At 72.2% G+C, this 20684-nt stretch carries 18 protein-coding genes; 8 read left to right on the plus strand and 10 right to left on the minus strand.

Features of this window, described 5'->3' with window-relative positions; translation table 11 throughout:
• Positions 1–534 precede the first annotated feature (534 nt).
• Positions 535–1926, minus strand: coding sequence for a PhoH family protein (locus tag N865_RS19275; protein WP_034809599.1), 1392 nt, complete (start codon positions 1924–1926; stop codon positions 535–537).
• A gap of 352 nt (positions 1927–2278) precedes the next feature.
• Complete coding sequence (locus N865_RS19280) at positions 2279–3040, minus strand: isoprenyl transferase (protein ID WP_034809603.1); 762 nt, start codon at positions 3038–3040, stop codon at positions 2279–2281.
• 183 nt (positions 3041–3223) lie between these two features.
• Between N865_RS19280 and trhA the strand changes: the two genes are divergently transcribed.
• Entirely contained in the window at positions 3224–3916 is a 693-nt protein-coding gene (gene trhA, locus N865_RS19285; protein WP_034809606.1) for a PAQR family membrane homeostasis protein TrhA, read from the plus strand.
• A 48-nt stretch (positions 3917–3964) separates the two neighbouring features.
• On the opposite strand, the gene N865_RS19290 is transcribed toward trhA, so the two are convergent.
• Together N865_RS19290 and mca are read right to left on the minus strand one after the other, a co-directional pair.
• A complete protein-coding gene (locus N865_RS19290) occupies positions 3965–4285 on the minus strand; it encodes a hypothetical protein (RefSeq protein WP_034809613.1) in 321 nt (106 codons plus the stop codon).
• Entirely contained in the window at positions 4285–5376 is a 1092-nt protein-coding gene (mca, locus tag N865_RS19295; RefSeq protein ID WP_084328392.1) for a mycothiol conjugate amidase Mca, read from the minus strand. The genes N865_RS19290 and mca overlap by 1 nt, the downstream gene beginning before the upstream one ends.
• Positions 5377–5556: 180 nt before the next feature.
• On the opposite strand from mca, the gene N865_RS19300 reads away from it, so the two are divergent.
• On the plus strand, positions 5557–5916 hold the full coding sequence (locus N865_RS19300) for a DUF4307 domain-containing protein (protein WP_034809615.1): 360 nt from the start codon (positions 5557–5559) through the stop codon (positions 5914–5916).
• A gap of 189 nt (positions 5917–6105) precedes the next feature.
• Positions 6106–6591, plus strand: coding sequence for a transcription elongation factor GreA (greA, locus tag N865_RS19305; RefSeq protein ID WP_034809623.1), 486 nt, complete (start codon positions 6106–6108; stop codon positions 6589–6591).
• A gap of 98 nt (positions 6592–6689) precedes the next feature.
• Here the strand turns inward: greA and N865_RS19310 are convergent, their stop codons facing one another.
• Together N865_RS19310 and N865_RS19315 are read right to left on the minus strand one after the other, a co-directional pair.
• Positions 6690–8063, minus strand: coding sequence for a glutamate mutase L (locus tag N865_RS19310; protein ID WP_034809625.1), 1374 nt, complete (start codon positions 8061–8063; stop codon positions 6690–6692).
• Positions 8064–8112: 49 nt separating this feature from the next.
• On the minus strand, positions 8113–9291 hold the full coding sequence (locus N865_RS19315) for a cystathionine gamma-synthase (protein WP_034809627.1): 1179 nt from the start codon (positions 9289–9291) through the stop codon (positions 8113–8115).
• A 43-nt stretch (positions 9292–9334) separates the two neighbouring features.
• Here N865_RS19315 and N865_RS19320 point away from each other — a divergent pair, with 43 nt between their 5' ends.
• Both N865_RS19320 and msrA read left to right on the plus strand, forming a co-directional pair.
• A complete protein-coding gene (locus N865_RS19320) occupies positions 9335–10252 on the plus strand; it encodes an alpha/beta hydrolase (RefSeq protein ID WP_211244933.1) in 918 nt (305 codons plus the stop codon).
• A gap of 190 nt (positions 10253–10442) precedes the next feature.
• The gene (gene msrA / locus N865_RS19325) at positions 10443–11153 is read left to right on the plus strand and encodes a peptide-methionine (S)-S-oxide reductase MsrA (protein ID WP_157557786.1); all 711 of its coding nucleotides are present in this window, start codon (positions 10443–10445) and stop codon (positions 11151–11153) included.
• A gap of 118 nt (positions 11154–11271) precedes the next feature.
• Here msrA and N865_RS19330 read toward each other — a convergent pair whose 3' ends face one another.
• On the minus strand, positions 11272–11802 hold the full coding sequence (locus N865_RS19330) for a hypothetical protein (RefSeq protein ID WP_051511096.1): 531 nt from the start codon (positions 11800–11802) through the stop codon (positions 11272–11274).
• 202 nt (positions 11803–12004) lie between these two features.
• Between N865_RS19330 and N865_RS19335 the strand changes: the two genes are divergently transcribed.
• Together N865_RS19335 and N865_RS19340 are read left to right on the plus strand one after the other, a co-directional pair.
• Positions 12005–12466, plus strand: a complete 462-nt coding sequence (locus tag N865_RS19335) for an SRPBCC family protein (RefSeq protein WP_034809630.1) — start codon at positions 12005–12007, stop codon at positions 12464–12466.
• A 108-nt stretch (positions 12467–12574) separates the two neighbouring features.
• The gene (locus tag N865_RS19340; protein WP_034809633.1) at positions 12575–14917 is read left to right on the plus strand and encodes a hypothetical protein; all 2343 of its coding nucleotides are present in this window, start codon (positions 12575–12577) and stop codon (positions 14915–14917) included.
• Positions 14918–14959: 42 nt separating this feature from the next.
• On the opposite strand, the gene N865_RS19345 is transcribed toward N865_RS19340, so the two are convergent.
• The 3 genes from N865_RS19345 to N865_RS19355 all read right to left on the minus strand — a co-directional run bounded on the left by N865_RS19345 (position 14960) and on the right by N865_RS19355 (position 19261).
• A complete protein-coding gene (locus tag N865_RS19345; RefSeq protein WP_034809635.1) occupies positions 14960–16918 on the minus strand; it encodes a M13 family metallopeptidase in 1959 nt (652 codons plus the stop codon).
• A gap of 172 nt (positions 16919–17090) precedes the next feature.
• A complete protein-coding gene (locus N865_RS19350; RefSeq protein WP_034809638.1) occupies positions 17091–17852 on the minus strand; it encodes a hypothetical protein in 762 nt (253 codons plus the stop codon).
• Complete coding sequence (locus N865_RS19355) at positions 17849–19261, minus strand: PspC domain-containing protein (RefSeq protein WP_034809642.1); 1413 nt, start codon at positions 19259–19261, stop codon at positions 17849–17851. Before N865_RS19355 ends, N865_RS19350 begins: the two co-directional genes overlap by 4 nt.
• Positions 19262–19386: 125 nt before the next feature.
• On the opposite strand from N865_RS19355, the gene N865_RS19360 reads away from it, so the two are divergent.
• Positions 19387–20684: ATP-binding protein (locus tag N865_RS19360; RefSeq protein ID WP_245603846.1), on the plus strand; the 1298-nt coding region annotated here is incomplete at its 3' end.

The following is a 20684-nucleotide window of genomic DNA, read 5'->3' on the forward strand; positions in this document are numbered from 1 at the left end:
CGGCGCCCGCCCGCGCGGGGACGGGCGCGGGCATCCGCGACGTCGGTGTCGCTGCCACGCCCGGAGCCACGCGGGTGGCCGGAGCCATCCGGAAGGGCGGAGCCGTGGGCGTGGGCGGAGCCGTCAGCGGCGTCGGGGTGGCCGGCCCCGCGGCGCGGGGCGGGATCGCCGGAGGGGCGGGGGTGGTAGACGTCGGCTCGTCGGGCAGAGCGTTGCGGTGGCGACCTTCATATTTGGCCATGAAGAGAAGTCACGCCTTCCTGGTGGACTACGTACGAGTCAGCCGCCCTGCTCGGCTCGCGCGAGACTATCGCGCCCCGAGGGGCTGTGCTCGTTGGGGGACTCCCGGACTGCCTGGCGCTCATCCTTGGACGCGCGGCTCGTTATCGATCCGAGACAATGGCTTCAACAGTGACAGCGGCGTCGAGCCCGAGCAAATCGGCAGACCCCCCGGAGGCCGCACAAAGATGGACAACTCGTCCGGTGCTCCCGCGCGCTCGTGCGGGCGGGAGCACCGGACGGATGTGGCTCAGATCACGCCTCGAGGCCCTCGAGCAGGTCGGTCACGAGCGCCGCGATGGGACTGCGCTCGCTGCGGGTCAGCGTGACGTGGGCGAAGAGGGGGTGGCCCTTCAGCTTCTCGATGACGGCCGCGACCCCGTCGTGCCGGCCCACGCGCAGGTTGTCGCGCTGCGCCACATCGTGCGTGAGCACGACCTTGGAGTTCTGCCCGACCCGCGACAGGACCGTGAGCAGGACGTTGCGCTCGAGCGACTGGGCCTCGTCGACGATGACGAAGGCGTCGTGGAGCGAGCGGCCCCGGATGTGCGTGAGCGGCAGGACCTCGAGCAGGCCGCGGTCCATGACCTCCTCGACGACCTCGGTCGAGACGAGTGCACCGAGCGTGTCGAAGACCGCCTGCCCCCAGGGGCTCATCTTCTCCTGTTCCGTCCCGGGCAGGTAGCCGAGCTCCTGCCCACCGACCGCGAAGAGGGGCCGGAACACGAGGACCTTGCGCTGCACCCGCCGCTCCATGACCGACTCGAGGCCGGCGCAGAGCGCGAGCGCCGACTTGCCGGTGCCCGCGCGCCCGCCGAGCGAGACGATGCCGACGTCGGGGTCGAGGAGCAGGTCGAGGGCGATGCGCTGCTCGGCACTGCGCCCGTGGAGGCCGAAGGCGTCGCGGTCGCCGCGCACGAGCCGGATCTGCTTGTCGGCGCCGACCCGGCCGAGCCCGCTGCCCCGCGGTGAGAGGAGGACCAGGCCCGTGTGGCACGGCAGCTCGGCGGCGTCGGGGTGCTCGACCCGCCCGCGCTCATAGAGCTGGTCGAGCTGGTCGGTCGTCACGTCGATCTCGGCGAGGCCGGTCCAGCCCGAGTCGACCGCGAGCTCGGCGCGGTACTCCTGCGCCTCGAGGCCGCAGGCCGACGCCTTGACGCGCATCGGCAGGTCCTTGGACACGATCGTCACGGAGCGTCCGTCGTTGGCCAGGTTCTTCGCGACGGCGAGGATCCGGGTGTCGTTGTCGCCGAGGCGGAAGCCGGCAGGGAGCGAGGACGGGTCGGTGTGGTTGAGCTCGACCCGGAGCGTGCCTCCGTCGTCGCCGACCGCCACGGGCCGGTCGAGGCGGCCCTCGCTGACCCGGAGGTCGTCGAGGAGCCGGAGTGCCTGCCGCGCGAAGTACCCGAGCTCGGGGTGGTGACGCTTGCCCTCGAGCTCGGTGACGACGACGACGGGCAGGACGACCTCGTGCTCCTTGAAGCGGAGCATCGCCCGCGGGTCGGAGAGGAGCACGGAGGTGTCGAGGACGTAGGTCTTGTGCTCCGGGGTCCGCGCGGTGGCGCGGGTGCGGCGGGGCGCGCTGCTCGGGGCTGCGTCGGACGGTGTGGCGGCGTCGGTCGAGACCGGACGACTCGTGGTGGCCATTCCCACTCCCTAGGCGGCGCGCGCGGCCGCGCGCCTACTCGCTCCTGAGGTGCCGGGGCCGGTCCACCGCGTGACGGTGGCCCGGGTCCCGGCCCTCCGTCTCGAGCGAATGCTCCATCGGTGGGCCTCCTGGCAGCGGCCGGCGGGTGCCTGTCGCTGCCTCGACGCTACGACGCGACGGGCCCCCTGTGGAGCATCCGGGGTCGGCATGTCGCATCGTTCACCTACTTTTTACACACCTCGGCCGTATGCCGTCGGGCCGGGTGACGCTCACCCCCTCCGAGGCGCTCCGCCGCCGGGCTCACCACCGGTGTGGCGCGTGATCGCCTGCCGGTGCTGGCACGAGCCCGGGTCAGGTGCCGAAGCGACGGTGCCGGCCGGCATACGACCGCAGGGCACGCAGGAAGTCGACGTGGCGGAAGTCGGGCCAGTAGGCCTCGCAGAAGTAGAACTCGGACTTCGCGCTCTGCCAGAGCAGGAAGCCGCCGAGGCGCTGCTCCCCCGACGTGCGGATGACGAGGTCGGGGTCGGGCTGGCCCTTGGTGTAGAGGTGCTCGGCGATGTCCTCGACGGTCAGCTCCTCGGCGATCTGCTCGATCGTCTCGCCCGCAGCGGCGCGCGTGAGGAGCATGTCGCGGACCGCGTCGGCGATCTCGCGCCGGCCGCCGTAGCCGACGGCGACGTTGACGATCAAGCCGGTCACGGACTTGGTCGACTCCGCGGAGGCCCGCAGGCTCTCCGCGGTCGCCTCGGGGAGCAGCTCGAGGGCGCCGACGATCTTGAGGTGCCAGCGCTTGGTCTCGGCGAGCTCGGCGACGGCGTTCTCGATGATCCCCAGCAGGGGCTCGAGCTCTTCCTTGGCGCGCCCGAGGTTGTCGGTCGAGAGGAGCCACAGGGTGACGTACTCGACGCCCGCCTCCTCGCACCACTCGAGGAGCTCCTCGATCTTGTCGGCGCCGGCCTGGTGGCCCGAGGCGGTGCCCGCACCACGGGCCTTGGCCCAGCGACGGTTGCCGTCGAGCATCACCGCGACGTGGCGCGGCAACGCCTCTCGCGGGAGCTCCTTGAGGACCCGGCGCTCGTACGCGCCGTAGACCACATCGCGCCAACCCACGGGGCCTCCTTGTCGACGTCCTCGGACCGGCTCGGATCGGCTCGAACCGGCTCGGACCGGCCCGGGCGGGCCGCTGTCCAACCGTACTCCCCGCCCCCGTGCGCCCCCGACGGCCCGGCACCGCTCAGGCGGGACACAACCTACGTCGCCGTAACCTACGGTTGCGTAGGTTAGGATCTGGGGATGAGCAAGAGCGACGCCAGCCCCTCCGCCGCCTCCGAGCTGGTCGCGGTCGTGAAGCCCCGCCTGCGCGGGTGGCTCCATCTGGTCATGTTCCCCGTCGCGCTCGTCGGCGGGCTCGTCCTCGTCCTCGTGTCCGACCCGGGCACCGTCCGGACGGCCTCCCTCGTCTTCACCATCAGCGCCGCCCTGCTCTTCGGGGTCTCCGCGATCTACCATCGCGGCACGTGGGGACCGCGGGCCAACGCCTTGCTCAAGCGGTTCGACCACTCGAACATCTACCTCATCATCGCCGGCACCTACACGCCCTTCGCCGTCACGCTCCTGCCCTGGGAGCAGGCCCGCCTGCTGCTCACCGTCATCTGGGGAGGCGCCGTCGCCGGCGTGCTCTTCCGGATCTTCTGGGTCGGGGCACCCCGCTGGCTCTACACCGCGCTCTACATCGCCCTCGGCTGGGCGGCGATCTTCTACGTCGTGCCGTTCTGGCGCTCCGGCGGCCCCCTGATCGGCTCGCTCATCGCCGTGGGCGGCCTGCTCTACACGGCCGGCGGCGTCGTCTATGGCACCAAGCGGCCGAACCCCTGGCCCCGGTGGTTCGGCTTCCACGAGGTGTTCCACGCCTTCACGCTGGGCGGGTTCCTCACGCACTTCGTGGCCGTCGCCCTCGCCGTGGCCGGCTACCAGGCCACGACCTGACCGGACCGCGTCACCTCCCGGCCGGATGACGCGGTCCGTGCTCGCGTCTCAGCGCGAGGCCGTCCCCGTGGAGTCGCTGTTGTCGGCGCCGTCGTTCGCCGTGCCGGTCGCCGGCCGGCCGAGGCGGTCCTCCTCGCCCGAGCCGGCCAGGCCTGCCGTGGCGGCCGCCTCCGACGGCTCTGCGGAGTCTGCGGAAGAGCCCGCGGACTCGGCCTCCTCACGCTCGAGCCGGTCGCGCTCGCGGTAGGCCATGCGGCGCATCCGGCTGTTCATGTTGCGCATGAGCAGCCAGAGCGCGAGCGCGAGCACGAAGGCCGCGATGAAGCCCCAGACCCCCGGCCCGATCGGCAGGTTGTCGCTGCCACCCATCAGTGCTCCCCGTTCGTCTCGTCGCTGGTGATGTCGTCGCTGGTGATGTCGTCGCTGTCTGAGACGACGGTGTCGCCCGCCTCCCCAGTGTGCGCCTCGACCGTGTGCGCCTCGACAGTGTGCGCCTCGACGTGCGTCTCGCTCGAGTCGCCCCCGTCCTCCTCCTGCTCGGGTTCGGCATCCGGGCTGATCCGGCCGTCGTACGCGATCTCGAGGCCGCGCGTGGTCGCGAGCGCGTCCGCCTCCGCGAGCGTGCCGAGCCCGGCGAAGAGGTCGTCCTCCTCCTCGGGGATCGGCACGTAGGAGACGGCGGCCTCGAACTCCTCGACGCCCCACACCCGCTGCTGGATCGCGAGCGGCACCTGGAACCAGAATCCGTCCGGGTCGACCTGCGTCGCGTGGGCCATGAGCGCGCGGTCGCGGGTCTCGAAGTAGTCGGAGCAGGCGATCCTCGTGGTCACCCTGCCGTGACGACGCGGCCTCCAGTTGGCCAGCCACTCGGCATACGGGCTGTCGAGGCCCCCCTCGAGCATGGCGTCGTGGATCGCCGTGAGGCGGTCCTTCGACCAGCCGCCGTTGTAGTAGATCTTGAGCGGCTGCCACGGCTCACCGGCGTGCGGGTAGCGCTCCGGGTCACCGGCCGCCTCGAAGGCGGACATGGCGACCGTGTGGCACATGATGTGGTCGGGATGCGGGTAGCCGCCCTTCTCGTCGTACGTCGTCATGACATGCGGCCGGTAGGAGCGGATGACGCGGACGAGGGCCTCGGTCGTCACGTCGAGGTCCTCGAGCGCGAAGCAGCCCTCGGGCAGCGGCGGCAACGGGTCCCCCTCCGGCAGGCCGGAGTCGACGAAACCGAGCCAGGTGTGCTCGCAGCCGAGCACGGCCCGCGCGGCCTCCATCTCGTCGCGGCGGACCTGGGCGATGTCGCGCAGGATGTGAGGGTCGTTCTTGAGCTTCTCGTTGAGGATGTCGCCGCGCTCACCCCCCGTGCACGACACGACCATGACGGACGCGCCCGCCGCGACGTACTTCGCCGTCGTGGCTGCGCCCTTGCTCGACTCGTCGTCGGGGTGCGCGTGCACCGCCATCAACCGCAGACCTTCGACCACGTGGCTTCCTGTTCGTCCTGATGGGGTGGCGGGCGCCGGCTCGTGGCAACGGCCCGCCGCGGGAGGCCGCAGCGCCATGGGGGACACTTGACCCGTCTGTCATCCTCTCATCACTCCCGGGCGCATTCGCCTGGGGTCACACCCCTTCAGGACGTCGTCATGCCCCTGCCCCGCCCCGCACCCGGCACGCTCAGGTGGTGGGTCATCGGCACGATCGGCGTCGCGGCCGGCGTCGCGCTCGCGACCTGGTTCGGCCTCGCGGCCACCGTGGGCCGCCCGTCGTGGCAGACGACGTCGTACAAGGTCGTCGACGACCGGACGGTGAACGTCACGTTCGAGGTCCACTCCCCCGACGGCAAGGCGCTCACCTGCATCGTCCAGGCGCTCGCCCGCGACTTCTCCACGGTCGGCAGCCTCGCCGTGGAGATCCCCGCCTCGGACTCCGCCGACAGCCGTCACACGGTCTCGGTGCGCACGACCTCGCGCGCGGTGACGGGCGAGGTCCGCACCTGCGACTGATCCACCACCAGGACGGCGCGCCGCGGGCAGAATCACCCATGACCAGGCCCGTTTGCTAAAATGGCCGTTCACCAAGGGTCGCGACCGCCAACCCAAGTGGTTTCACGGGAGACACGGTCGGGGCTCTTCTTATTTGGGCGCCCACGCGAGCACTGCGTGGGCGTCGGCTCATCCGAGGAGTGACAACACGTGACCGAGACTGCCGCTGGCTTCCTGACGCAGGAGGCATACGACCGCCTCAAGGCGGAGCTGGACCAGCTGTCCGGCGAGGGTCGCATCGAGATCGCCCGCAAGATCGAGGAGGCCCGCGAGGAGGGCGACCTCAAGGAGAACGGCGGCTACCACGCCGCCCGCGAGGAGCAGGGCAAGATGGAGGCCCGCATCCGCCAGCTGACGCAGCTGCTCCAGACTGCGACGATCGGCGAGACGCCGGCCGACGACGGCGTCGTCGAGCCCGGGATGCTCGTCACCGTCGAGATCTTCGGCGACGAGGAGACCTTCCTGCTCGGCAACCGCGAGATCGCGGACGGGTCCGACCTCCAGGTCTTCTCCGAGAAGTCCGCGATGGGCGCCGCCATCCACGGCAAGAGCGTCGGCGAGAGCGCGAGCTACGTGGCCCCCAACGGCAAGACCGTGGACGTCAAGATCCTCGCCGCCAAGCCCTACACCGGCTGACCCGCGCCGCCGCGCGGTCCGAGAGGGCCGGCCCCCGACTGCGGGGCCGGCCCTCTCGGCATCCCGGTCGTCGCCTCTCGCGGCCTCGCCGGCGCGTCTCAGAGCACCTGGGCGGCGACGGCGCGGGCCACGTCGGGCTCGCGCTCGGCGAGCAGTCCCGCAGCGAAGAGCAGGTACGCCGTGTCGACCGTCGCGCGCGCCGCGCGGGGCACCTTCCAGCCGCCGGCGTGGTCGGTGAGAACCGCGCCGAGGACCTGGTCGCGCCCGGCGGGGTCGGCGTGCCGGAGGACTCCGCCCGAGCCGACCAGGGCGGTGACGTTGGCCAGCGGACGGGGAGACTCGGTCGGCTGGGCCGGCCTGGCGTGCCGGCGCACGGCGATCACCGCCGCGAGCCGGGCGAGCTCGAGGTCGAGCCTCCGCTCCGCGTCGTCGCGCGGGAGGGAGCCGGGCTGCTCATGGACGCGGGCGGCATACGCCTCCAGCGTCCCCGCGTCGCGGTGGGAGTCGAGGAGGTGCTCGGCGGTGGCGGCATCGACGACACCGAGCGCGTTCCAGCGCATCCCGAGGTCGCCCTCGACGGTGCGGGCGTGCCAGAGCGGCGCGACGACGTCCTTCGCGAGCGTCGCGTCCTCCCCCTCCGGGGTGAGACACGAGTAGACGTCGGTCGTCGCCCCACCGATGTCGACGACCATGACGTCGGAGCCGGCGATCCCGGCCAGGACCTCGACGCCTCGGAGCACGACGTCGGGCGTGGCGGCCTCGACCATCGCGCCGAAGGCCGGGTCACGGGAGAGGCCTTTGCCCCCGATGACGTGCCGGAGGAAGGCCTGCCGGATCGCCGAGCGCGCGGACTCCGGCGCGATGACCCCGATGGCGGGCAAGACGTTCTCCGCGAGGATCGTCGGGCGACCCGTCGTCGCGAGACGGGCCGCCGCCTCGTCGCGCGCACCGATGTTGCCCGCCACGACGACCGGCACGGCGTGGGCGCCGTGACCGCCGAGGGCGGCCGCCGCGAGCCGGGACGCGTTGTGGAGCAGGACGTCGGCGTTGCCGCCGTCGGTGCCACCCACGAGCAGGACGATGTCGGGACGAGCCGCCCGTATGCCGCTCACCTGCGTCGTCGACAGCTCGCCGGCGGTGACGTGGACGACCTTGGCCCCCGCCGACAGGCCGACGCGCTGCCCGGCCTGCGCGGTGACCGTCCGCTCGTAGCCCACGACGGCGAGGCGCAGTCCGCCCCCGGCGCTCGAGCAGGCGTGGACCGCCGCATCGCCGGGCACGTCGAGCAGGTCGCGGAGGGTCCGGTAGCCCTCGAGGATGTCCCCCCGGGCCCGGCCGCCCCCCGTGGGACTGCTCGAGCCGACCGTCGTCCCGGTCGTCGGCGTCGCCGCCGTCGCGATGACGGCGCCGTCGTCGGCGAGGAGCGCACCCTTGGTGAACGTCGACCCGAAGTCGACGGTGAGGATCGTCATCCGGTGCCCGCCCGCGTTCCGTGCGCCTGTGGTCGTGCTGGGGGTGGCCTCAGCCGTGGATGTCGAGCGCTTCGCGCAGGTCGGCGATGAGGTCGTCGACGTCCTCGATCCCGACCGACAGCCGGATGAGGTCGCCCGGGACCTCGAGCTCGGTGCCGGCGACCGAGGCGTGCGTCATCCGGGCCGGGTGCTCAATGAGCGACTCGACGCCGCCGAGGCTCTCGCCGAGGGTCCACAGCCGGACCGTGCCGCACGTCTTGACCGCCGCGTCCTCGCCGCGCGTCATCCGGAAGCTGACCATGCCGCCGAAGCGCTTCATCTGGCGCGCTGCGACGTCGTGGTTGGGGTGCGACTCGAGGCCGGGGTAGAGGATCTGGGAGACCCCGTCGTGGCCCTGGAGGAACTCGACGACCTTCTCCGCGTTGTCGCAGTGCCGCTCCATGCGCACCGCGAGGGTCTTGAGGCCGCGCAGCGTGAGCCACGAGTCGAACGGCCCGGCGACCCCGCCGATGCTGTTCTGGTGGAAGGCGATCCGGTCCTCGGCGTCCTCGAGACCCGGCACGCGGATCTCCTTCGCGGTGACGACGGCGCCGCCGACGACGTCGCTGTGGCCACCGGAGTACTTCGTCGTCGAGTGCGTGACGATGTCGGCGCCGAGAGCGAGCGGGTTCTGCAGGTAGGCCGTGGCGAACGTGTTGTCGACGACGAGGACCGCACCGGCGTCGTGGGCGACCTCGGCGATGGCCTCGATGTCGGCGATGCCGAGGAGCGGGTTGGTCGGGGTCTCGACCCAGACCATCTTCGTCCGGCCGGGGACGATCGCCGCGCGGACGGCCTCGACGTCGCCGATCCTCGCGATCGAGTGGTCGATGCCCTGCGGCTTGGCCACCTTGTTGAAGTAGCGGTACGTGCCGCCGTAGGCGTCGCTCGGCACGACGACGTGGTCGCCCGGCACGAGCAGCGCCCGTGCGACGGTGTCCTGGCCGGCGAGCCCGGACGCGAAGGCGAAGCCACGGCTGCCGCCCTCGAGGGCGGCCATGCACTCCTCGAGCGCGGCCCGGGTCGGGTTGGCCGACCTGCTGTACTCGTAGCCGCCGCGGAACCCGCCGATCCCGTCCTGCTTGTACGTCGAGACCTGGTAGATGGCCGGGACGACCGCACCGGTGGTGGCGTCGGCCTCCTGGCCGGCGTGGATGGCGCGCGTGGAGAAACCGAGCTCGTCAGACATGCGAACACCCTAGTGGGCCGCCCGTCATCGCTACCGTGGCGGGGTGAGCGACCACCCCATTGCCGACTCCATTGCCGACCCCATCGCCGACAGCACCGCCGACACCACCGACGACACGACTGCGTCACGGGCGGCGACCGCCCTCGGCGACCCGGGGGCCTACGACCACGACGGCGACATCGTCGGGGACCTCAGGGTCTGGCGCGACGTCGAGCTGACGGGCCTCGGCCGGCGGGCGGACGTCCTCGTCCACCTCCCGCCGGGCTACGACGCGGGCGATCGCACCTACCCGGTCGTCTACATGCACGACGGACAGAACCTCTTCGACCCGCGCACGTCGACGGGAGGGGTCACGTGGGGCGTCGACCGGGCGATGGCCCAGCTGGCCCGGCGTGGCATCGAGGCGATCGTCGTCGGCATCCCGTGCTCGCCCACGGCGCGCGGCGACGAGTACACGCCCTACCCGCATCCCCTGCGCGGCGGGGGCCGAGCCGACGACTACGTCCGCTTCCTCGCCGACCATCTCAAGCCGGCGGTCGACGCGGCCCTCCGCACCGAGCGCGGTCCCGCCGACACGGTCGTGGCCGGGAGCTCCCTCGGCGGCGTCATCAGCGTCCATGCATGGCTCACGAGACCCGACGTCTTCGGCGCGGTCGGGGCCTTCTCCCCCGCCTTCTGGTGGCCGGGCGAGCCGATGCTGCGCGACGTCGAGGCCGCCCTGGCCACGCCTCCGCCCGGCCGGGTGCACCTCGACACCGGAGGCCGCGAGGAACCGGGCGACCCCGACATCGAGCGGGCCTACGTCGACGACGCCGAGCGCGTCCTCGGCCTGCTGCGCCGGGCGGGCGTACCGGTCCGTTTCGTCTACGACTCCGTCGCCCCGCACGTCGAGTCGGCGTGGGCGCAGCGCCTTCCCGAGGCGCTCGCGTGGCTCCTCGAGGGGTATGCCGTCCGCAGCTGAGGCGCTCGCGACCACTCGCCCCCACCGCGGCCGGCTCGGCGCGGCGGGCGGGAGGGCTGGGACGTAAGCGGACCGTAAGGCGGCCCGGCGGCATACGGCGGCCTCACCGGACGTTGGGAGGGACGTAAGGCGCCGACGTGACGAAGGATGTGACACTGGAATGGTGTTCGGAATCGGTAGGAAGACCCACATGCCCACCCCGGACGAGGCCCTGCCCGGGCGCGACCAGCGGCCCTTCGCCGTCGCTCCCACGCACGTCGTCCTCGGGACGCCCCTCGATGGTCCGTGGCCCGAGGGCTCCGAGGTCCTCTACGTCGCGATGGGGTGCTTCTGGGGGACCGAGCGGATCTTCTGGAAGCTGCCCGGCGTCATCGTGACGGCCGCGGGCTACATGGGCGGCTACACCCCCAACCCGACGTACGAGGAGACGTGCACCGGCCTGACCGGGCACGCGGAGACCGTCCGGGTCGTCTACGACCCGGCGAAGACCTCGCCCGAGCTGCTCCTCAAGGCGTTCTGGGAGAACCACGACCCGACGACGGCCAACCGGCAGGGCAACGACGTCGGCACGGCCTACCGCTCGGCGATCTTCTGGACCACGCCCGGTCAGGAGGCCGCGGCCCTCGCGACCCGCGACGCCTTCCAGACGGTCCTCCACGACCACGGCTACGGCGAGATCACGACCGAGATCCGCCCGGCCGAGGACGCCGGGCCGTTCTACCTCGCCGAGGACTACCACCAGGGGTACCTGCACAAGAACCCGGCCGGATACTGCAACCACGGCCCCTACGGGTGCTCGCTGAGCGAGCGGGCCCTCGAGGAGGCCAAGCGCTCCCGCCTCGACATCACCGGGCTGCGTCTCCCGGAGACGAAGCCGGAGACGGTCCACAAGGACGCGTGACCCGGAGCACCCGCCCAGGGTGCCCCGACGACAGCACCCCGGCCGGCGTCACTCGCCGGTCGGGGTGCTGCGTCGATGACCGCAGGTCGATCCCTGCGTCGCAGGCTGTGGTCCTGTCTCAGCAGGTCACGGCCGGGTTCCACGAGGAGAAGACGCCGGCCGGGTTGGCGACGTTGGTCCACACGTGGAGGTCGTAGTGCGTCGGCATGCCCTCGCTGTGCCCCGCCATCGGGCCGTTGAACGGCTCGCCGGCGAGCTCCGGACGCGGCTGGCCCAGGTCGGGCTGGAAGAACTCGGCGCCGAGGAGCTCGAGACCGCCATGGCCGTCCGGCCCGTAGAGCAGGATCGTCGGCTTCGTCGGGTCGACGGTGCCGCCCACGGTCACGAGCGACGGGTTGAGGTAGTGGTAGCCCATGCCGCCCTGGTCCGACATCTCGCAGTCGCTCACGGGGATGTAGCCGGCGGACACAGCCGCGGTGACGTCCTGGTACGGCCGGATGGCCTGCCGGATCTGCGCGACGGTGCTCGTCGTCGCCGCACGGTCGTGCGTGCCGGGCTCTGCCTGAGCGGCGGGGGCCATGAGGGCCGCTCCGGAGATGGCGGCCAGCGTCGTCGCGGTGGCGAGAGCCGCTCGCGTCATCGTCTTCATCGGTGGTGCTCCTTCGTGATGTACCTGTCGGCCGGCGTCCCGCGCCGACCGGCGTGCCGTGGATCGGCTCGTCGGGTCCACCTTCGCGAGCGCCACTTGTGATCGACTTGCGATCGGCTTGTACGGCTCGCCATTCCGCTCGACACGCGGCTCGCTCGGCCCGCTCGGGCCGACACCTCCCGCGGCGTGCGAGCATTCGCCCATGTCCTCGACCTTCCGTATCAGGCGGTCCATCGAGATCGCCGCGCCACCCGAGCGGGTCCACGCGCTCCTCGACGACTTCCACGAGTGGCAGAAGTGGTCCCCGTGGGAGGACCTGGACCCGGAGATGACGCGGGACTACGGAGGCGCGGCCTCGGGTGTGGGCGCGACCTACCGGTGGAGCGGCAACCGCAAGGCCGGCGAGGGCCGGATGCAGGTCCTCGAGTCATCGCCGGTGCACGTCGGCGTCGACCTCGAGTTCGCCGCACCGATGCGGGCCCGCAACCGGCTCGACTTCACCCTGACGCCGACGGGCACCGGCACCTCCGTCGAGTGGGCGATGACCGGCCCACAGAACACCGTCATGCGCCTGATGAGCCGCTTCTGGTCGATGGAGAAGCTGGTCGGGCCGGACTTCGAGCGTGGTCTGGCCCGGCTCAAGAGCGTCGCCGAGTCGGTGTGATCTCTGGGGCTCGACGTGTGCCCGCCTGAGGTGCTGTGGGAGCGTCGCGGGGCCGTCCACGGTCGTTGCGTGGTCGGGAGGTGCGGGTTCCTTGTCTAGGATCTGCCCATGCAGGCGGGACTTCTGGTAGACGAGCGGAGCAGCATCGAGCACCAGGGGGACGACAGCCGGTGGTCCGCTTCGCGCATGGCGCGCCTGGCCCCGGCTGTCGTCCCCCTGGTGCTGGCCGCGGTGCTCTGCGTCGAGTACGACACTCCCGACCTCGACGTCGTGCGCTACCTGCTGGCGTTCGTCGTCTCGGTCGTCGTCCCCGGTACTCTCGTGCACCGCTGGCTCCGCGGCCGGCAGGACCTCCTCGTCAGCGACCTCTCCCTCGGCGCCGCCACGGGGCTCGCCCTCCAGCTGCTCGGCTGGTTCGTGTTCACCATGCTCGGCATCTCGTCGTGGATGTGGCTGTGGACCGTCGTCCTCCTCGTGCCCTTTGCCGCGGTCCCGTCGCTCCGCCGCCACGCCACGCTGAGCCGATACCCGAAGCAGGTCCCCCTCGGGGTCGGGTGGGCGATGTCTGCACTCGCGTCGGCCCTGGTCTGGCGCGTCGCCCACTCGTGGTTCGAGGTGGCGCCGCTGCCTCTCAAGTCCTTGATGTGGTACCCGGACGACTACTGGCACCTGGCCTCGGCCGCCGAGCTCCAGCGGTCGGTGCTGCCCCGGGTGCCCCAGGTGGCGGACCTGTCGTTCGCATACCACTGGTTCGCCAACGCCCACATGGGTGTGATGAGCACGCTCACCGGCATCGACCTGCCCGTGGTCGTCGCCCGGCTCTGGGTCGTCCCCGTGCTCCTCGTCCTCGTGGGCCTCTCCGTCGCGGTCATGGCCAAGCTGACGGGCGCCGTCTGGCCCGCGCTCGTGGTGACGGCCTTCCTGCTGACGAGCGGCAACCTCAACGGCGTCACGTGGCTCGGGCTCGACGGCGTGATGGCGTTGATGCAGCACAGCCCGTCGCAGGTCTTCTCGCTCATCCCGATGATGCTCATCATCCACGTCGCCACGGACGTGCTGCGAGGGCGCCCCATCGGCCGAGGCTGGGCCCTGCTCTTCCTCATCCTCCTGTTCACTGCGGGTTCGAAGTCCTCCGTCCTGCCCGTGCTCGTCGGCGGTGCCCTCCTGGCGGGGGCCGTCGCCCTGCTCCGGCGGGACGGGTGGCGACGGTGCGCCAGCCTCGCCGGGGCGATGGTCGTTGCCATGGTCGTGATGGCTCCGCTCGTCAGCGGGAGCAGCGCCGGCACCGGCGTTCAGCTCTTCAACATGGTGCGACGCTTCCCGGTGTGGGGTGAGGTCACGGGGATCAGCCCGCTCGAGGCGTCCGTCAACACCGGGCCGCTCATCCCGGGGCTCGGCAGACCCGGCGCCGTGACGCTGCTCGTGCTCATCCTTCTCGCGTATGCCGTCCAGTACCTCTGGGTGCTCGTCGCGCTGCCGCTCCTCTCCTTCCGCCGCGAGGGCGACCTGACGGCGTGGTTCCTCCTCGGCACCGGCGTCGCCGGCTGGTGGGCGATGATGCTCGTCGACCAGGACGGGGTGTCTCAGGCGTACTTCATGCGCGGAGCCGTCGTCGCCCTGCACGTGCTCGGCGCCTGGGGCCTGCACCGGGTCTGGACGAGATCGGCGGCTTCTCTTCGGCACCGGGGGTTCGCGATCTCGGCCCTCGTCGGAGTCGCTCTGGGCTGGATCGTGCTCGAGGTCGCGACGGCCTGGTCCACGGCTTCGGTCTCCGCCGGCTCGAAGGCCCCGCCGGTCGCGCTGGTCGACGCCCGGCTCACCGTCAGCCTGGCGCTCGTGGTCGCCCCCTTTCTGATCGGGCTGGTCCTCTTCTGGTTGCTGCGCCGGCGCGGCGCCCGGGCGGCGGTCCCCGTGCTCGTGGCCACGACGGCGGCCCTCGTCCTCGCGCCGGTCATCCGGCCGATGATCGACCTGGGCAGCGAGGTCACCTACAGGCCGGCGCCGTCGCTCACAATCAGCTCGTCGGAGGTCACGGCCGCGCGCTGGGTCGCCGAGCACACCCCGACCCGCGACGTCATCGCGACGAACCTGCACTGCCTGAAGTTCGCCACCAAGCCGAACTGCGACGCCCGCTCGTTCTGGGTCAGTGGTCTGGCCGAGCGTGCGGTGCTCGTCGAGGGCTGGGCCTACACGGAGGCGGCACACCAGGCGCACGGCCGCAACGGCTTCAGCTCGCGCCAGCAGCCCTTCGCCGACGCGGCGACGTTCGCGCTCAACGAGTCGGCCTTCGCGCAACCCACCAGCGCCGGGCTCGACCAGCTCTACGCCCGGGGCGTCCGATGGCTCTACGCCGACCGTCGCGCGAGCACCGTCTCTCCCGAGCTCGCCACGCTCGCCGACCTGCGGTTCCGCGCCGGGGACGCGGACGTCTACGAGCTCCGGGCTCCCTGAGCCGGTGGAGCAGCCCGCTCGGGGCGCCTCCACCGGCTCGGCTCAGAAGATCCGGACGCGCTCGTCCTCGTCGAGCCACATCCCGTCGCCCGGCTTGACCTCGAAGGCCTCGTGGAACTCGGTGACGTTGCGGACGGCGTTGCCGCGCAGGTCCTGGGGCGCATGCGGGTCGACGGCAAGCAGGCGGATGGCCTCGGCCTCGCGTGACTTCCCCTTCCAGACCTGGGCCCACCCGATGAAGAACCGCTGCGGCCCCGTGAAGCCGTCGATCTCCGGCATACCGGTGGCCTTGGTCGCGATGCGGTAGGCGGAGTACCCGATCTGGAGGCCGCCGAGGTCGCCGATGTTCTCGCCGACGGTCAGACCGCCGTTGACCGTGTGGGAGGGGTCGAGGCCCGCGGGCGTGTAGGTGTCGAACTGCTCGATGAGCCGCTTCGACAGCGCGTCGAAGCGCTCCCGGTCGGCTGCGGTCCACCAGTCGCTCAGGGCGCCGGAGCCGTCGTAGCGCGAGCCCTGGTCGTCGAACCCGTGACCGAGCTCGTGACCGATGACCGCGCCGATCCCGCCGTAGTTGACCGCATCGTCGGCCTCGAGGTCGAAGAACGGCGGCTGGAGGATCGCGGCCGGGAAGACGATCTCGTTCATCGACGGCATGTAGTAGGCGTTGACCGTCTGGGGCAGCATGAACCACTCCGTCCGGTCGATCGGGCGGCCGATCTTCGCGAGGTTGCGGTCGTGCTCGAAGGCGTTGGCCCGGGTCACGTTGCCGACGAGGTCGGCAGGGTCGATCTCGATCGAGGAGTAGTCGCGCCAGACGTCGGGGTAGCCGATCTTCGGCGTGAACCGGTCGAGCTTGTCGATGGCCTGGGCCCGGGTCTCCTCCCCCATCCACTCGAGCGAGGAGAACGACCGGCGGAAGGCCTCGACGAGGTTGGCGACAAGCTCCTGCATCCGCTCCTTCGCCGCAGGCGGGAACCACTTCTCGGCGTACAGCCGGCCGACCGCCTCGCCGATCGCGCCCTCGACGACGGCGACCCCACGCTTCCAGCGCTCCTTGTTGTCGGGCTGGCCCGAGAGGGTGCGCCCGAAGAAGTCGAAGTCCTCCTCGACGAACGCCTCGGGCAGCAGGCCGGCGAAGCGGCTGAGGACGTGCCAGGTGAGCCACGCCTGCCAGTCGGCGACGTCGACGTCCGCGGCGGCCTCACCGAGGGCCGTCACGAAGCTCGGCTGCCGCACGACGACCTTGGCGAAGGACCCTGACGGCGCACCCATCTCGGAGACGTAGGTCTCCCAGGGGAACTGCGGCGCGCGAGCGCGGACCTCGTCGAAGGTGTGGGCGTTGTAGGTCTTGATCGCGTCGCGGTTGGTGACGTTGTCCCAGTGCGACGCCGCGAGCCGGGTCTCGAGGGCCATGATCCGGCTCGCCTTGTCGGCCGCGTCGGGGATGCCGGCGAGGCCGAGCAGCCGCTCGATGTGGGCCACGTAGGCGGCACGGATCTCGGCGTACTTCTCGTCGCGGTAGTAGGACTCGTCGGGCAGCCCGATGCCGCCCTGCTCGAGGTAGACGATGTAGTCCTCCGGGGAGCGCTCGTCGGGGCCGACCCACTGGTGGAGCAGCCCGTCGACGCCGACCCGCTGGAGCCGCCCGAGCCCCGCCGCGAGCGTCTCGACCGAGTCGATGGTCGCGACGTCGGCGAGCATGGCCTGGAGCGGCACGAGGCCGAGCTCCTCGATGCGGTCGGTGTCCATGAAGCTCGCGTAGAGGTCGCCGACCTGGCGCTTCGGCGACCCGGCCCCGCCCGACGTGTCAGCGGCGGCGGCCTCGATGAGGTCGCGCACCCGCGCGGTCGACTCCTCGCGGAGCAGGTCGAAGGTGCCGAACCGGGCGCGGTCGGCGGGGATCTCGGTCGTGTCGAGCCAGGTTCCGTTGACGAACCGGAAGAGGTCGTCCTGGGGCCGCGTGGAGCGGTCGAGGTGCTCGAGCTCGATGCCGGACTTCATTGCCACTGTCGTCTCCTGTGGGGTGCTTCCCGCGTGTCGTCGGCGGTCCCCCGAGCCTAGCCAGCGCCACCCTCATCGGGCCGGGCGGCGTGGGCCGCGTTGCGGGTCTGCGACGCAGGGGTATGCCGCCGGGCGGGCCCGTGTGACCCAGCCCGGCGGCATACGCCCCGGGTCAGCGCCGACGTCCCGCGGTCAGGACGCCGACGAGGCCGACGAGGAGGAACACGCCACCGAGGGCGCCGAAGGCGACCGGCCCGAACACGCGCAGGTTGACGTCGCTGTCGGTCAGGTTGCTTGCCATCACCCAGGCGGCGACGACGAGGCTGAGCAGGCCCAGGATGACGGTCCCGCCGCGGGGGCCCCGGCGGACGGTGACGAGCCCCGGGCGGCTCGGCTCGGTCGACGGCCCGGCGGTCAGGCCCGTGGGCTCGGGCGGCTGCCACGCGGGGACCGGCGCCCCGAGCTGGGGCAGGGCGCTCGTCGTCGTGTCCTCGCCCGCGTCGCCGGTGACCACGTCGTCCGGGACGGGCCGCTCGGGCTCGACCCGGAAAGGCTCCTCCGCGGCGCCGACGGGCAGGGCGCTCGTCGGGTCGGTGAGCGGCAGGGCGCTCGTCGGGTCGGTGACCGGCAGGGCGCTCGTCGGGTCGGTGAGCGGCAGCGCGCTCGTCGGGTCGGTGGCCGGCACGGCGCTCGTCGGCTCCGCCACCGGCAGGGCGCTCGTCGGGTCGGTGAGCGGTAGGGCGCTCGTCGGGTCGGTCGTGCTCGCGGTCTCGTTCATCGGGTGCTCCCCCTCGGGCTCGGCGTCCGTGCGCCCGAGCTCGGTCGTCTGGTCGTCCTGCTGGTCGTCCTGCTGGTCGTCCTGCTGGTCGTCCTGCTGGCCGTCCGGCTGGTCGTACTGCTTGTCAAGGTGCTTGTCCTCGGGCCGCTCGGTCATGACGCGCTCCCCGTGTTGACCCGGATCTGACCGAGGCCGACCTCGGCGTCGACGTAGATCTGCGCGGGCCCCGACCCGTAGGTCACCGTCTGGTCCCAGCCGGTCCCGTTGTACCGCATCTGCCCCGGCTCGTTCGTGGCATCGGACCCCATCAGGTGGACCGTCTTCTCGTTGCTGCTCACGGCGAGCAGCTCGCCTGCATGCGCTCGGGCGCGCACGGTCACGCTGACGTTCTCGGGCAGGACGAGGTCGAGCTGGCCCATGCCGACCGTAGCCGAGACGTGGTCGACGGCGGGCGTGGCGGCGTAGTCGGCTCCGGTGAGGTCGACGCGCAGCTGGCCGACACCGAGCTGGTAGGCGTTGTCCCCGGTCAGGGTCGTCACCTTCTCGACCTGCTGGCCGGCCCGCCACGGCTCGGTGAGCCCGGAGGGGATGAACGAGGTGAAGATCGCGGCCATCATCCCGAAGACCGCGAGCGGCGCGAGCCAGCCGGCCCGGCGGCCGATGAGACCGGCGACGACGATGCCCAGACCGAGCACACCGAGCCCGGCGGCGAGGCCGACGGAAACCGAGCTGCCTGGCCAGTTCCCCAGCCGGGCCGCCTCGGTCAGGACGGCGGCCGCGACGATCGCGGCGCCGAGCACGAGGAGCCCTCCGGCGAAGCCGATCGTCCGGGACCGCTCCCGGACCGGAGCCACGGGCCGGGGTGCGCCGGGAGGCGGCCAGGCACCGGCGTTGGCGGCGGCGTTGCCCGTCGACAGACCGGCGGAGGAGCCCGCCGGGGCGCTGGTCGCTCCGGCAGCCCCGGGGGGCGGGGTGGGACCGTGCGCTCCAGGAGCGCCTGCCGCCGGCGCTGACGAGCTGGGTTCCGCTCCTGGCTGCTCGGCTGTCTCGCCCTCGGGTCGCTTGCGCAGCCAGGGCTGCGGCTCCGCACTCCCCCACATCGCCTGGCGCCTCAGGTCGCGACCGGTGTCGGTCCGGGTGAGGAACCACCATCCGGCCACGACGAGGGCGACGAAGCCCGCGATCCGGATGCCGTGGAAGTCGCCGTTCCACCACGGCGTCCCCCCGAAGACCGAGATGGCCGTCACGACGAGGAGGAAGATCGAGCCGCCGTCGCCGTGCTTGAGCGCCTGCTCGACGTGCAGCCGCCCCCGGTCGTCCGGCATGAGGAGCCAGAGGACGAGGTAGAGCCCGAAGCCCATCCCGAAGAAGATCCCGAAGAGGATGAAGGCGGCCCGCACGACGAGCGGGTCGACGCCGAACCACCGGGCGATCCCGGCCGCGACGCCGGCGAACCACCGTCCGTCGGTCGAGCGGACGATCCCGGGCCGCCGCAGCGCTGCATAGAAACCGTCGAGGCCATGCCCCCCGTGCCCCTGCGTGGGGCCATGTGTCGTCTTGGTCATGGCACCAGCGTGTCGCGCGGCGGAAGGGCCAGCCATGAGGGTCGACCCTGAGCGCACCCTGACCCGACCCCCAAAGGGCCGCGCAGGTGTCGCAGCCACCCCCGGACGTGGGTCAGGATGGGTGGGTGCACACGGCATACGGACCGAGCGAGACGCCACCACCCGCCTGGCGGGCCATGGCGCGTCCCCCGCTCCTGCGCCAGCGACACGGGCGCGTCATCGGCGGCGTCGCCGTCGGGCTCGCCGAGCACCTCGGCGTCCCGGTGCGTCTCGTGCGGCTCGTCTTCATCCTCACCGCGCTGCCCTTCGGCGCCGGCATCGCCGTCTACGCGTTCCTCTGGGCCACGATGCGCGCCGCACCCGAGGGAACCATCCCGACGTCACCGGCCGCGGCGCCGGCCGCCAAGCCTGCCCCGACGTCGGGGCGTCTCGACCTCACCGACGTCAAGGCGTGGCTGCGCAGCGGCAACGAGGCGGTCATGCTCACGCTGCTCGGCGTCGCGGCCCTGACGGTCGCGGTCGCCTGGTGGCTCGGCAGCACCGGCTTCAACGTCCACCTCGAGGTGGTGCTGCCCGTCATCGCCATCGTCATCGGCGCGATCTTCTTCTGGTCCCAGCTCGACGACACCGACGTCGCCGGCAGCCGCCGTCAGGTGCGGTGGATCTGGCTCGTCATCGGCCTCGGCCTCACCTCGCTCGGCATGGTCGGCCTCCTCGCCCGTGGCACCAACCTCACCGAGCTGTGGCAGGTCGCCGGTGCGGTGCTCGCGTCGCTCGTCGGGGTCGCCGTCCTCGCGGCGCCGTGGATCCTGCGCCTCTGGAGCTCCCTCAGGGCCGAGCAGGCGGCCCGGATCCGCGCGACCGAGCGCGCAGACATCGCGGCGCACCTGCACGACTCCGTCCTCCAGACGCTCGCCCTCATCCAGCGCCAGTCCCACGACGCCACGACGGTCGCTCGCCTCGCGCGGGCCCAGGAGCGCCAGCTGCGGTCATACCTCTACGACGAGGACGCCCGCGCCGGCACCGTCGGCGCCGCCCTCACCGCCGCGATGGGCGAGGTCGAGGACCTGCACGGCGTTCCCGTCCAGCTCGTCGTCACGGGCGACCGCCCCATGGACGAGCACCTCGACGCGCTCGTCAAGGCTGTCCGCGAGGCGACGTGGAACGCCGTCCGCCACGGCCGCCCGCCGGTCTCGGCGTATGTCGAGGTCGGGCCGGCCGTCGTCGAGGCGTTCGTCCGCGACCACGGCGAGGGGTTCGACCTCGACGCGGTCCCCGACGACCGGGCCGGGGTGCGCGAGTCGATCATCGGCCGGATGGAGCGCCACGGCGGCACCGCGCGCATCCGACGGCGCCCCGACGGGACCGAGGTCGAGCTGCGCATGCCCGTCGGCGCGCCCGCGCAGCAGGCCGAGCCCGAGCC

Source organism: Intrasporangium oryzae NRRL B-24470, assembly GCF_000576595.1.
Taxonomy (GTDB): Bacteria; Actinomycetota; Actinomycetes; order Actinomycetales; family Dermatophilaceae; genus Intrasporangium_C; species Intrasporangium_C oryzae.

Bases quoted from the DNA above. Each gene is read 5' to 3' on its own strand.
- N865_RS19275 (WP_034809599.1), bottom strand. From the start codon at position 1,926: ATGGCCACCACGAGTCGTCCGGTCTCGACCGACGCCGCCACACCGTCC.
- trhA (WP_034809606.1), top strand. From the start codon at position 3,224: ATGAGCAAGAGCGACGCCAGCCCCTCCGCCGCCTCCGAGCTGGTCGCG.
- N865_RS19290 (WP_034809613.1), bottom strand. From the start codon at position 4,285: ATGGGTGGCAGCGACAACCTGCCGATCGGGCCGGGGGTCTGGGGCTTC.
- mca (WP_084328392.1), bottom strand. From the start codon at position 5,376: ATGGCGGTGCACGCGCACCCCGACGACGAGTCGAGCAAGGGCGCAGCC.
- N865_RS19300 (WP_034809615.1), top strand. From the start codon at position 5,557: ATGCCCCTGCCCCGCCCCGCACCCGGCACGCTCAGGTGGTGGGTCATC.
- N865_RS19310 (WP_034809625.1), bottom strand. From the start codon at position 8,063: ATGACGATCCTCACCGTCGACTTCGGGTCGACGTTCACCAAGGGTGCG.
- N865_RS19315 (WP_034809627.1), bottom strand. From the start codon at position 9,291: ATGTCTGACGAGCTCGGTTTCTCCACGCGCGCCATCCACGCCGGCCAG.
- msrA (WP_157557786.1), top strand. From the start codon at position 10,443: ATGCCCACCCCGGACGAGGCCCTGCCCGGGCGCGACCAGCGGCCCTTC.
- N865_RS19330 (WP_051511096.1), bottom strand. From the start codon at position 11,802: ATGAAGACGATGACGCGAGCGGCTCTCGCCACCGCGACGACGCTGGCC.
- N865_RS19335 (WP_034809630.1), top strand. From the start codon at position 12,005: ATGTCCTCGACCTTCCGTATCAGGCGGTCCATCGAGATCGCCGCGCCA.
- N865_RS19340 (WP_034809633.1), top strand. From the start codon at position 12,575: ATGCAGGCGGGACTTCTGGTAGACGAGCGGAGCAGCATCGAGCACCAG.
- N865_RS19345 (WP_034809635.1), bottom strand. From the start codon at position 16,918: ATGAAGTCCGGCATCGAGCTCGAGCACCTCGACCGCTCCACGCGGCCC.
- N865_RS19350 (WP_034809638.1), bottom strand. From the start codon at position 17,852: ATGACCGAGCGGCCCGAGGACAAGCACCTTGACAAGCAGTACGACCAG.
- N865_RS19355 (WP_034809642.1), bottom strand. From the start codon at position 19,261: ATGACCAAGACGACACATGGCCCCACGCAGGGGCACGGGGGGCATGGC.